Consider the following 12,311-nt stretch of genomic DNA (forward strand, 5'->3'; position numbering starts at 1 on the left):
AGGCCCAGCATAACGCCAGGCCGCCTATGAGGCCTGCTCCTGCACCTCGAACGTCATCCCCGCCCGGCGCAGCCGCTCCACCAGCCGCATGCCCATGCACGAGGCCGGGGTGAGCACCCCACCCGACGTGGGCACGCTGTCGAAGGCGAGGCTGAGCGCGGACTCGGAGAGCATGCGAGCGGTGGCCGCGTAGCCAGGGTCTCCCTTCGCCGCCACCTTGCCCTTCAGCCGCACCTCGCGCCCGGTGCGCGGCGACACGCCCTCGCCCAGGAGCTGGGCCACGAAGAAGCCCTTCTCCCGCGCCTCCGCCGACGGCCCCTGCCCCGGCGCGGGCAGCACCTTCGACTCCAGCAGCTTGCGCAGCGGCTTCACCTGCAGCGCGACGAAGAAGCCCCCCAGGCCCGCCGTCATGCTGGTGGCACGCGCCAGGCCCTTCGCTCCCGCGCCGTAGCTCGCCACCTCCGAGTAGATGAAGTCCCGCCCCCACGGGTAGCCGAGCAGCGCGTGGCTGCGCCGCACCACGCGCGTGTTCACCGCGGCCATCACGAAGGGCCCCGTCCACTGGCCCAGCTCCTGGCTGTAGCGCACCGACATCAGGTCCTTCTCCGCCGGGTTGCGTGGCTGCTTCGGGTCGGGGTCCAGCGCATGGGGATTGACGAGGATGCGTCGGACGGAGCGGTCCTTCTCCCCTTCCTCCACCGCTTGCAGCGCGCTGGCCACCGTGCCGCCGCTGGCGCCTCCCCGCATGGGACCCATGTAGAGACGGACGGAGCGCAGGTGCCCGCCATGCTTCTCGCGCATGTGCTCCTGCATCATCAGCACGCCCAGGTCCGACGGAATCGAGTCGAAGCCGCAGGTGTGGACGATGCGCGCGCCGGTCGCCCGGGCCTCGTCGTGGTGGGCATCAATCATGCGCCGCATCCACTGCACCTCGCCCGTCAGGTCGCAGTAGTCCGTGCCGGAGCGGGCACAGGCCGCCACCAGCTCGGTGCCGTAGCGCGCGTAGGGCCCCACCGTGGTGCACACCACCTTCGTGCGGGACACCAGCGCGTCCAGCGAGGCCGCGTCCTTCGCGTCCGCCTTCAAGAGCGGCAGCTCCGCGCATGAGGGCACCTGCGTGGCCAGGCCCCGGCGCACCTCCTCCAGCTTCCCGAGGTCCCGTCCCGCCAGTGCCCACTTCGCGCGGTGGGCCTCCTGCGTCCTGGCGAGGTACTCGGCGACGAGGCGGCCGGTGAAGCCGGTGGCGCCCCACACGACGATGTCGAATTCCGCGGCGGACTTGCTCATGGGCCCGGCACTCTGGCCGCGCGTCCGCGCCGCCGCAACCTCCACGTGAGGGCCCCCGCCCGGCCACGGCACTTCATTATTGAACAACCAACGGACCCGCGCCTCTCAATGGGAATGCCTTGCGGGAAGAACAGCCATCTGGATTTGCGACGCACTGCAATATGCCGAATGTGATTACCCCACCGGATGAGGGCACGGCTCCCCACCCGGTGAGGCCTCAGCGAACGGACAGCGCTCCTGACGTATCAGAAGTCGCAGCGCGGGCCGCCCTCGGTGCAGATCGGGGTGGTGATTTCGTGCTGCTTGCCAGGCACGGTCTCCGGGTTGGAAAGGATGCGGACAGTCTCACGGCTCAGGCTCAGCTTCTTGGGCTGCTTGTTCTCCTGCTTGTTCATGGCGTCGCCTTTCCTGTCGTTGTGGTGCATCACCGCCGAACCGGGCGGCCCGGGAATCTTGCAATCCCTGACCGCGCATCCACAAGGCTCCCCTCCAAAGGCTGACGAAACACCCTCATGCGGCAACATATTTTTGCACCTGCCTTGCAATAGCAACCTTCACCCCTGCGGATTTCCATTCCCTTGCAACCACCCACTGAAAGAAGCTCCTGGGCGTGAGAGATTTCGGCAGCGAAGGCCCGCGGCGGGCGGTGAACTGGAACCCCTTGCTGGAGGGAGCCGAGCGCGAGGCCGCGCTACGAGCCCTGGAGTGCATCATCGAGGACCTGCCCCGCTTCCGGGTGCCGGGCCCCCTGTCCTCCTCGCTCGCGCAGGGGCATCCGGGCGTGGCGGTGCTGTTCGCCTATCTCTCACGGGCCTGGAGGGACGCCTCGCACGGCGCCCGGGAAGAAGCCCTGCTGGACGAGGCCACGGAGACGCTCGCCACGGCGCCCCTGCTCCCCGACCTCTTCGACGGCTTCCCCGGAATCGCCTGGGCCCTCCAGCACGTCCGGGGGACGCCCGAGGCCCCGGACGAGGACCCCCTGAGCGACATCGACACGGCACTCGCGGAGTACCTCCAGGCACGACCCTGGCGTCACCGCTATGACCTCGTGAGCGGGCTGGTGGGGCTCGGCGTCTACGCGCTGGAGCGGCTTCCCCGCCCCGGGGCATCGCGGTGCCTGGAGCACGTGGTGGCGCGGCTGGCCGAGCTCGCGGAGCGGACCGGCGCGGGCCTGCGCTGGAAGACCACGCCCGGGAATGTCGAGCCGCAGGCCCGCGAGTCACATCCCCACGGGTGCTACAACCTGGGCGTCGCGCACGGAATGCCGGGCGTGCTGGCCGTGCTGGCAGGCGCGGTGTCCACCGGCGTCGCGGCGGACACGGCGCGCGGGCTGCTTCGCGGCGGCTGGGAGTGGCTGATGGCGCAGCGCGCCCCCGACGCCATTCCCGCGCGCTTTCCCACGCGCCTGGGAGGCGATGCCACCCCCTGTGCATGGCCGGGCCGTCCCGCGTGGTGCTACGGGGACCCTGGCGTGGCGCTCGTCCTCCACCGTATCGCCCGCGCCGTGGGTGACGCCGCCTGGGAGAAGGAGGCCCTCGTGCTCTGCCGCGAGTCGGCGGGCCAGTGGAACCGGGCCGGGCAGGTGAGGGACGCGGGTCTCTGCCATGGCGCGGCGGGCCTGGGCCACCTCTACAACCGGCTCTTCCAGGAAACGGGAGAAGGACTCTTCGCGGACACCGCGCGCAACTGGTTCCGCCATGCCCTCGCGCTGCGGAGGCCGGGTCTGGGCATCGGCGGGTTCCAGACGCTGGAGCTCTTCCCCGACGGCACCGAGGGCTGGACGGACCACCCCGGCCTGCTCGCGGGGGCCGCGGGCATCGGCCTGGCCCTGCTGGCGGCGACCTCGGCGGTGGAGCCGGAGTGGGACCGCCTGCTGCTCATGTCCCTGCGCTCCGCCCCTTCCCATCCGTCATGAGTCCCCCCCTCACCGCGCTGCCCGGCTACACGGCCTCGGGCTTCTTCCTCCTCCGCACGCCCCTGCTGCCCTTCGACGCGCTGCGCGCCTGGAGCGAGGGCGGCGCACGGGAGCGGGCGCTGCCGCGCGAGCGCCTCGCCGCCGGGCTCGCGCGCGCGGAGCTTCGCGAGGCGCTGTTCCTCGCCTCGCCCTCGCTCGACGAAGGTTTCCCCACGTGGCTCCGCGCCCCCGAGAGCGAGTGGGGCCAGAAGGTCGAACGGACGCTGGTGCGCTACTGGCAGCGCATGGCCTCGCGCGCGACACCGTTCGGCCTCTTCGCTGGCGGCTCGGTGGGCACCCTGGGCCCGCGCACGCGGCTCACCCTGGGGCCGCGCTCGGCCTACCGGCGCCACACGCGGCTGGACATGGACTACGTCAGCGCGTTGACGGAGCGGCTCGCCCGGGAGCCCGCGCTACGGGACGCCCTGCGCTACCGGCCCAACTCCAGCCTCTACCGGACCGCGGGGAAGCTGCGCTACGCCGAGTCCCACATGACGGGGCGCACGCGCGCCTACCACCTGGTCGCCGTGGAGCCCACGGACTACCTGGAGGCCACGCTGGAGCGGGCCCGCCCCGGAGCGCGGCTGTCCGAGCTGGCCCGGGCCCTCGCCGAGGCGGACCCCGAGGTGGCCCCCGAGGAGGCGGAGGCGTACGTCGGCATGCTGGTGGACCACCAGCTCCTCGTCCCCGAGCTGGCCCCGCGGGTGACGGGCCCCGAGCCCCTCCAGGAAATCCTGGAGCAACTGGCCACCGTGCCCGCCATGGAGGAGCCCCACCGCCGGCTGGCACGCGTCCACGCGGCGCTGGCGGACCTGGATGCCTCTGCGCTCGGCGCGGCGCCGTCGCACTACCGCGACCTCGCCCGCGGCCTGGAGGCGCTGCCGGCCCCCGTCGAGCCGAGCCGCCTGTTCCAGGTGGACATGGTGAAGCCGGCCGAGGCGCTCTCCCTGGGGCCCCGGGTGCTGGAGGAGCTGGCCCGGGGCGTGGCCCTCCTCCACCGCATCAGCCCGGCCACGGAGTCTCCGACGCTGAGGCGCTTCCGAGAGGCCTTCACGCGGCGCTACGAGGGACGGGAGGTTCCCCTCGTGGAAGCGCTGGATGAGGACGTGGGAATCGGCTTCGAGGTGGGCAGTCCCATCACCGCGGAGGGCTCGCCCCTGCTGCGGGGGCTGGCCTTTCCCACGGACGCCGCCGAGGAGCGGCGGCATTGGGGAGCAGCGGCCCAGGCCCACCTGCTGCACCGGCTCACGGGAGTCCTGCGCGCGGGTGGCCAGGTGCTGGAGCTGGACGCGTCCGACCTGAAGGCGCTGGAGAATCCCCGGACGGCCCCGCTGCCGGATGCCTTCTCCGTCATGGCGAGCGTGGTGGCCGACTCCGCGGCGGACATCGACGCCGGGCGGTTCCAGGTGGTGATGGAGTCGGTGATGGGCCCCTCGGGCGCGCTGCTCCTGGGGCGCTTCTGCCACGTGGACCCGGAGCTCCACCGCCACGTGGAGGCCCACCTGCGCGAGGAGGAGGCGCTGCGCCCGGACGCCGTCTTCGCGGAGCTGGTCCACCTGCCCGAGGGGCGCGTGGGCAACGTCATCTGCCGCCCCGTCCTCCGCGAGCACGAGCTGGTGTTCCTCGGGCGCTCGGGCGCGCCGCAGGAGAAGCAGCTCCCCGTCACGGACCTTCGCATCTCCGTCCAGGGGCGGCGCATCGTCCTGCGCTCCGCGAGCCTGGGGCGCGAGGTGCTCCCCCGGATGACCCACGTCCACGACTTCGGCCGCGCCCACCTGCGGGCCTACACCTTCCTGGCCACGCTCCAGCAGCAGGGAGTCTCTCCCGGCCTCCGGTGGCGGTGGGGCGGCCCGCTCGCGGACAGCGCGTTCCTGCCTCGAGTCACCGCCGGCAGGCTCATCCTCCATCGCGCCCGCTGGCGCCTGCGCGAGCCCACGCTCCGCGCGCTGGGCACGGCGCCCGAGTCGGAGCGCTTCGACGCCATGCAGCGCCTGCGCGCCGAGCTGCGGCTGCCGCGCTTCGTGGGCGTCGAGGACCGGGACAACGTGCTGCCGGTGGACCTGGACAACGTGCTGAGCATCGACACGTTCGTGCACCTGGTGAAGGACCGGCGGCAGGCGGACCTCGTGGAGCTGCTCACCGAGAGCCTCTGCGTCCAGGGCCCGGAAGGGCGCTTCGTCCACGAGCTGGTGGTGCCCTTCGTGCGCTCGGCTCCCTCCGCGCTGCGTCCCACGGCACCGCTCCCCGCGCGGCCGGCACCGCTCGTGCGCTCCTTCACGCCCGGCTCGGAGTGGCTCTACGCCAAGCTGTACACGGGCACGGGCACCGCCGAGCACGTCCTGCGCGAGGCCGTGGCGCCCCTGGCGCGGGAGGCGCTGGCCTCGGGCGCGGCGCGGCAGTGGTTCTTCCTCCGCTATGGAGACCCGGACTGGCACCTGCGTGTGCGCTTCCTCGGAGACGCGGCCCGCCTCCGGACGGAGGTGCTGGAGCGCCTCCACGCCCTCGTCGCGCCGCTGAGCCGGGAGGGGCTCGTCCACCGCGTCCAGCTCGACACCTACGAGCGCGAGGTGGAGCGCTACGGCGGCGCCGAGGGCGTGCTGCTCGCCGAGCGTCTCTTCCACGCGGACAGCGACGCCGCGCTGGAGCTGCTGGACACACTCACCGGTGACGGGGGCGCCGACGCGCGCTGGCGGCTCACGCTGCTCGGCCTCCACGCGCTGCTCGACGACCTGGGCCTGGACCTGGAGTCCCGGCGCGCGCTCATGGCCGGGCTGCGCGGGGCCCATGGCCAGGAGTTCCAGGTGGACGGCGCCCTCGAGCGGCAGCTCGGAGACAGGTTCCGGGCCCACCGCCGCGAGCTGGAGTCCCTGCTCTGGGAAGCGCCTCCGCGCGAGGGCCCCCTGGCGGAGGGCCTGGCGGTGTTGCGTCGGCGCTCGGAGCGTCAGGCCCCCCTCATGGACGCCCTGAGGGCGCTCGACTCCCGGGGCGCGCTGGGGCAGTCGCTGGCCCACCTGGCCGGGAGCCTGGCCCACATGCACGCCAACCGGATGTTGCGCTCGGTCGCGCGGGCGCAGGAGCTGGTCCTGTACGACTTCCTGCACCGGCTCTACGAGTCCCGGGCGGCGCGCCAGCGCCGGGGCTGACACGCGAGTCGCGGTTCCTGCCCGGCTCCCCGCGTGCTTCCCTCGGAGCGCGGGTGGCATGTGGGTTGCTCGTATCATGGCCCGCCATGACCCCGACTCTCTCGAATCCGTCCCCGGCCTCGCGCCACCTCCGCCGCTGGGCGGCGCGCCTCACGCTGCTCGTGGCCTGTATCGGCACGGTGGCGACCTCCAAGGTGGCGAGTCCGCCCATCACCGCGGAGTACCAGGGAGAAACACTGCGCCTGACGGCCGCGTCGCCCACGGCCACGCGCCGGGTCGTCATCCGGGCCTCCGCGAAGGACTCGTCCGACACCGTCGGGGGAGACTCCTCGGTGGAGCTCGTGGCGCACTGGCGGACCACCACCTCCTCTCCCACGGACAAGCCTTCGCTGCGCGTGCGCTGGCGCCACCAGGATGACGACAACAAGCAGGGCACGACGCATGTCCTCGAGGCGCCCGGCCAGGCAAGCCCCCTCTACGACGGCGAGTTCCTCACCGGCAGGTGCGAGCTCGACGAGAACTGTGAATGGCCCCTGGTCCTCGACATCGAGGCGCAGGGAGTCGCGGGTGAGGACGTGGTCGAGGTGGACTGGAAGGTGATTGCCAACGTGGAGATCTGGGACAAGACCGAGCAGCCCGAGGGCTTCCAGGTCCACATCTCGGAGCCCTGAGTGTCCTCCGCCGCGCCGCACCGCTCGGAGCCCTTCGCCGGCAGCGCGCTGCTGCACCCGCTGGTGCTCGGCGCGGTGGTGCTCCTCCTCCTCAATGACCACGTCTTCAAGGCCCGCTGGCCGTCGTGGTGGACGGGGAAGCTGTCGGACGTGGCCGGGCTGGTGATGTTCCCCGTGCTGCTCCAGGCGCTCTGGGAGAAGGCCTGCGTGCGCGCCGGGAGAGGCTTCCACCCGTCCCGCGCGGTGCTGGTGACGTGTGTCCTGCTGACGGGGCTGTGCTTCTCCGCCATCAACGTCTCGGAGGCCGCGGGGCAGGCCTGGCAGTGGGCCCTGGGCGCGCTTCAGTGGCCCGCGCGCGCCGCCTGGGCACTCGTCACGGAGAGCAGGACGCCCCGGGTGGCGCCCGTCGCGCACACGGTGGACGCCGAAGACCTCCTCACCCTCCCCGCCCTGCTCGTGGCCCTGGCCGTGGGCTGGCGGCGTGCCGCGGCACCGCGCGAGGCGGGGCCGGTTCCAGAGAGAGTCTCCGGAACCGGCGACTGACACCGGGGCGGCGGGCCTACCTCCGCCGGCGCTGCATGTTCCGCCGGGCCGCCGCGCGCGCCTCTCCGCGTGCCGCGACCTCCTTGAGCGCCTCGTCCTCTCCACTGTCACCGGAGATGAAGGTCGAGAGGGCACGCACGGTGGGGTAGCGGAACAGGTCCACCAGCGTGAGCGGCCGCTCCACCTTCGTCTTCAGCTTGTCCAGCACCTGCACCATCAGCAGCGAGTGGCCGCCCAGGTCGGCGAACTTGTCCTCCACGCCCACCTTGTCCAGCTTGAGCACCTCCTGCCAGATGCCGGCGATGAGGGACTCGGTCTCGCTCTCCGGCTGGGTGAAGGCGCCGCGCGCCTGCGCCTGCTCCGGTGGAGGCAGGGCCTTGCGGTCCACCTTCTTGTTCGGCGTCTGCGGGAAGGCGCTCATCGTGACGAACGCCTGCGGCACCATGTACTCCGGCAGCCGCGCGCGCAGGAAGTCGCGCAGCGCGTCCGCCGCCGGCGGCTCGCCCGGCTTCGCGATGAGGTAGGCCACCAGGCGCTTGTCACCCGGCGTGTCCTCGCGCACCACCACCACCGTCTCGCGCACCGAGGGGTGCTCGCCGAGCCGGGCCTCGATTTCGCCCAGCTCGATGCGGAAGCCGCGCACCTTCACCTGGTGGTCCAGGCGGCCGATGAACTCCACCACGCCGTCCTGCCGCCAGCGCGCCGCGTCACCCGTGCGGTACATCCGCGCGCCCGGCTGCGGGGAGAACGGGTCCGCCACGAAGCGCTCCTGGTTCAGCTCGGGACGCTGGTGGTAACCGCGCACCACGCCCGCGCCGCCGATGTACAGCTCGCCCGTGGCGCCGATGGGCAGCGGCCGCTTCTGCGCGTCCAGCACGTAGAGCTGCGTGTTGGCGATGGGCGTGCCGATGGGCACCGAGTCCCCCACGTTCCTCACCACGTGCGTGGAAGACCAGATGGTCGTCTCCGTCGGCCCGTACATGTTGACGACGTCGCCGGACACCGTCTCCGAGAGCTGCCGCGCCAGGGGCACGGGGAAGGCCTCGCCGCCCACCATCATCTTCTTCAGGCGCTTGAGGCCCTCCCGCGCGCGCTCCTCGGCCAGCAGCATGCTGGCCTGGGACGGCGTGCACTGGAGGTGCGTCACCGGGTGGCGCTCCAGCAGCGCGGGGACGGAGCCGTCCACCTCCGCGCCGTCATCCACCGGCTTCAGGCCCACGCTGGCGTTGGCGCGCTTGCGCACCTCGGCGAGCAGCGGCAGGTGCTTCATCACCAGCTCCGTGGGCACGCCGAAGTCCACGAGGCAGGCAATCTCGTCGATGTCCAGCCCCTTGAGCCGGTCCACCATGGCCACGCAGAAGTCCACGCTACCGAAGAGGCCGGACGTCTGGAAGTAGCGCTCGAAGGAGAAGTCGAGCAGCGCGTCCATCTCCTCGGCCGACAGGTGGTCGGTGCCGAAGTTGCCGTTGGACAGCGTGGTCTGCGCCTTGAACGCAGGGAAGCTCCAGGCCGCCTCCTTGATGAGCCCCACCGACGACTTGAGGTAGGCCTTCATCGGGCCGCGCACCACTTCCTTCACGGCGGCCTCGGACTCGCCGACGAAGGTGTGCAGCATCAGTGACACGGTGCCCTTGCCGGGGTGGCCGCACTTCGCCCACGTCTCGCGGTAGAGGGCAATCTTCTGCGCCACCTCCTCCACCGTCTGCCCGAGCAGGTGGGTGAGCACGTGGCAGCCGGCGCGAGCGGCCTCCTCGAAGGTCTCCGGGTTGCCAGCGGTGGTGACCCAGATGGGCACCTCCTTCTGCACCGGCCGGGGCAGCGTACGCACCTTCACCATGTTGCCGGAGCCGCTCTTCACCTCCAGCGCCTCGCCGCGCCACAGCCTCCGCACGTCTTCAATCTGCTGGAACATGATGCGCTTGCGGTCCGGGAAGTTCTCCGGCCGCAGCGCGAAGTCATTGGGCTGCCACCCCGCCGCGAAGGAGATGCCTGCGCGGCCGTGAGAGATGTTGTCCACCACCGACCAGTCCTCGGCGATGCGCAGCGTGGGGTGCAGCGGCGACACGAGGCTGCCCGCGCGGAGCTGGACGTTGCGCGTAATCGCGGCCAGCGCGGCGGACGTGACGGCCGGGTTGGGGAAGAGGCCGCCGAAGGCGTGGAAGTGCCGCTCCGGCGTCCACACGGCGCAGAAGCCGTTCGTGTCCGCGAAGCGCGCGCTCTCCATCAGCAGGTCGTAGCGCCCCTCCGGCCGCTCCCCCTCGTCGCTGGAGAAGTAGAAGAGGCTGAAGTCCATGGCGCGCGAGGCGTGCTGGCCCTCCCGCGCGGCGCCGTGCCGCTCCGCGTGGATGACCACGGTGAAGCCCCGGGTGAGCGTCCAGAGCAGCTCCAGCACGGAGATGTCGAAGTTGAGGCTGGTGACGGCGAGCCAGGTGCCGCGCTCCGTGCCCAGGCGCTCGTCCATGCCGATGCCGAAGTTCACGAAGTTGCGGTGCTCAATCATCACGCCCTTGGGCTTGCCGGTGCTGCCCGAGGTGTAGATGACGTAGGCGAGGCTGTCCGGCCCGCCCGGGGGCGTCTGGACGTCCGCCGAGGCGGCAATCTGCTCCCACGCCGCGTCCACCGCGAGCACGCGCTGCGCGGCCTTCGGCACGCGCGCCAGCAGCCGCTCCTGGGTGAGCACCAGGTGGCAGCCCGCGTCCTCCACCATGAAGGCGATGCGCTCGGCCGGGTACGCCGGGTCCAGCGGCACATAGCAGCCGCCCGCCTTGTGCGCGGCCAGCACGCCCACCATCATCTCCAGCGAGCGCTCCATGAAGATGCCGACGCGCACGTCGCGGCCCACGCCCACGCCGCGCAGGTGGCGGGCGAGCACGTCGCTGCGCTCGTCCAGCTCTCGGTAGGTCAGCGTCTTGCCGCGGCAGACGAGCGCGGTGGCATCCGGGGTGCGCTGCGCCTGCGCCCGGAAGAGCCCGTGGATGGTGGCGTCCTTCGGCAGCTCCCGCCGGGTGTCGTTCCACAGCGCGAGCAGCTTGCGCTCCTCCGCGCCCAGCAGGTCGTGCTCGCCCACCGGCTTCGCCGGGGCCTCCTGGAGCGACGCGAGGAACGCGGAGAGCTGACGGGACAGCTCGGAGACACGGCCCTTCTCCACCCGGGCGGCGTCGAAGATGAGGTGCGCCTTGGACCCATCCGCGTCCACGGAGACGGTCAGCGCCGCGCCGGGCACCATGTGGCTCAGCTCGCCCGCGGAGGAGATGCGCAGGGCCACGGGGTACGCCACCTCGCCGTTATGGCGCGGCAGGCCGGAGAGCTGCGGAGAGCGGCCCAGCACGTCGCGCGCCATGGCGCCCTTCTCACGGAGCTGGGTGAGTCCCTTGCGGAAGGCCGCGGCGGCGGCCGCCGGCGCCTCCTTCATCGGCAACTCCAGCCGGAGCGGGAGCTGCGAAGCGAAGAACCCCTCCGCGCCCTGGATGCGGGCACGCGTGGAGGCGTCGCTGAAGCCCACGTCGAAACGCGGCTCGGGAGACAGGCGCGACAGGAAGGCGGCGGCGGTGAAGAGCAGCCGCTCGTCGGCGGGCAGGTCGGAGGCCCAGCCGGCGGCGATGTCCGCGGCGGCGAGCGTCACCGTGTGCGTCCCCTCCTCCTTGGCGCTGCCGCCCAGGAAGGGCAGGTCCGGAGGCGCGAGCGTCTCCAGGCGGTGGAGGAAGAAGTTCTCCGCCTTGCCGGCGACCGGGCCCACCTCGGAGAGGCGGGCGCGAAGCTCCGGAGGGGCCGGCGGGAGCGCGTCGCCCACCGCGAGGTTGCGCGAGCCCAGCAGCTCCGCCCACGACAGCGGCGCGCCGCACTGGCCCTTGGGGCCCTTCAGCGTCAGGTCCCCGCCCTCGAAGGCCAGCGTCAGCGCGTCGCCTTCAATCGAAACGATGGAGCCCGGGCTCGCGCCGGAGCCCTCCTCCACGCGGCGCGCCTCGGAGATGGCGACGGGCGCGCTGCCCAGCCACAGCTTGGCGAACGCGAGCGGGTTGGGATAGCCGCCGTAGTCCAGCGCCGCCACCAGCGCGCGCGCTTCCTCGACATCACCGTGGGTGTCGAGCAGGGCCGCCGCCTCCGGGCGCTGCGCGAGCCCGAAGTAGCTGCGCAGGGAGAAGTCCTGCTCGACGGGCTCCACGCGGCCCTCGACCAGCTCCGCGGCGAGCTCCGCGAAGGTCTCCATGCCCAGCGTGTAGCAGCGCGCGTTGAGGCTGAAGGCCGTCTCGTTGGGGGCGATGTCGAAGAGGCGCTGCTTGAGGATGCGCCCCTTGTCCGCGCCCGAGGTCATCTCGTGCCAGGTGACGCCGTGCTGCGTCTCACGGTGCAGCAGGGCCCACGAGGTGACGTTGAGGCCGGCGTAGCGGGGCAGCGGGCCGTCATGGAAGTTGATGGCCATGCGGCGGGGCAGCCGCAGCACCTCGTCCTTCACCATGCTCAGGTTGACGATGCTGAAGAGCCAGTCGAAGGGCGCCCTCGACAGGAAGGGCAGCACCTGCTCCCCGGGAGGGACGTGCGGGACGCCCTGCTCCTCCGCCCACTTCTGGAGGGAGGGCTCGCGGGTGACGAGCCCGAGCACCCGGACGCCACGCTCCATGAGCGCCTGGGCACAGGGGACGACGAGGGTGCCCTCGCCAATGATGAAACAGGAAGGCGACTCGCCTGCCGCGCTCATACGGTTCTCCGATTGCG

General features: G+C 72.1%; 7 protein-coding genes. 4 read left to right on the forward strand and 3 right to left on the reverse strand.

Going from position 1 to position 12,311, the window contains the following annotated elements:
* Positions 1 to 24 precede the first annotated feature (24 nt).
* Both K8638_RS29640 and K8638_RS29645 read right to left on the reverse strand, forming a co-directional pair.
* Positions 25 to 1,287, reverse strand: coding sequence for a trans-acting enoyl reductase family protein (locus tag K8638_RS29640; RefSeq protein WP_223758029.1), 1,263 nt, complete (start codon positions 1,285 to 1,287; stop codon positions 25 to 27).
* A 245-nt stretch (positions 1,288 to 1,532) separates the two neighbouring features.
* Entirely contained in the window at positions 1,533 to 1,682 is a 150-nt protein-coding gene (locus K8638_RS29645) for a hypothetical protein (protein WP_223758030.1), read from the reverse strand.
* 215 nt (positions 1,683 to 1,897) lie between these two features.
* Here K8638_RS29645 and K8638_RS29650 point away from each other — a divergent pair, with 215 nt between their 5' ends.
* The 4 genes from K8638_RS29650 to K8638_RS29665 all read left to right on the forward strand — a co-directional run bounded on the left by K8638_RS29650 (position 1,898) and on the right by K8638_RS29665 (position 7,598).
* Positions 1,898 to 3,202, forward strand: coding sequence for a lanthionine synthetase C family protein (locus K8638_RS29650; RefSeq protein WP_223758031.1), 1,305 nt, complete (start codon positions 1,898 to 1,900; stop codon positions 3,200 to 3,202).
* Complete coding sequence (locus K8638_RS29655) at positions 3,199 to 6,384, forward strand: lantibiotic dehydratase (protein ID WP_223758032.1); 3,186 nt, start codon at positions 3,199 to 3,201, stop codon at positions 6,382 to 6,384. The genes K8638_RS29650 and K8638_RS29655 overlap by 4 nt, the downstream gene beginning before the upstream one ends.
* Before the next feature lie 86 nt (positions 6,385 to 6,470).
* Positions 6,471 to 7,055, forward strand: coding sequence for a hypothetical protein (locus tag K8638_RS29660; protein ID WP_223758033.1), 585 nt, complete (start codon positions 6,471 to 6,473; stop codon positions 7,053 to 7,055).
* On the forward strand, positions 7,056 to 7,598 hold the full coding sequence (locus K8638_RS29665; protein WP_223758034.1) for a hypothetical protein: 543 nt from the start codon (positions 7,056 to 7,058) through the stop codon (positions 7,596 to 7,598).
* Between the two features lie 16 nt (positions 7,599 to 7,614).
* On the opposite strand, the gene K8638_RS29670 is transcribed toward K8638_RS29665, so the two are convergent.
* Positions 7,615 to 12,294 carry a MupA/Atu3671 family FMN-dependent luciferase-like monooxygenase gene (locus tag K8638_RS29670; RefSeq protein WP_223758035.1) on the reverse strand — a complete coding sequence of 1,560 codons (4,680 nt, stop codon included), beginning with the start codon at positions 12,292 to 12,294 and terminating at the stop codon, positions 7,615 to 7,617.
* Positions 12,295 to 12,311: the final 17 nt, after the last annotated feature.

The sequence above is a fragment of the Myxococcus sp. RHSTA-1-4 genome (genome assembly GCF_020037125.1).
Taxonomy (GTDB): Bacteria; Myxococcota; Myxococcia; order Myxococcales; family Myxococcaceae; genus Myxococcus.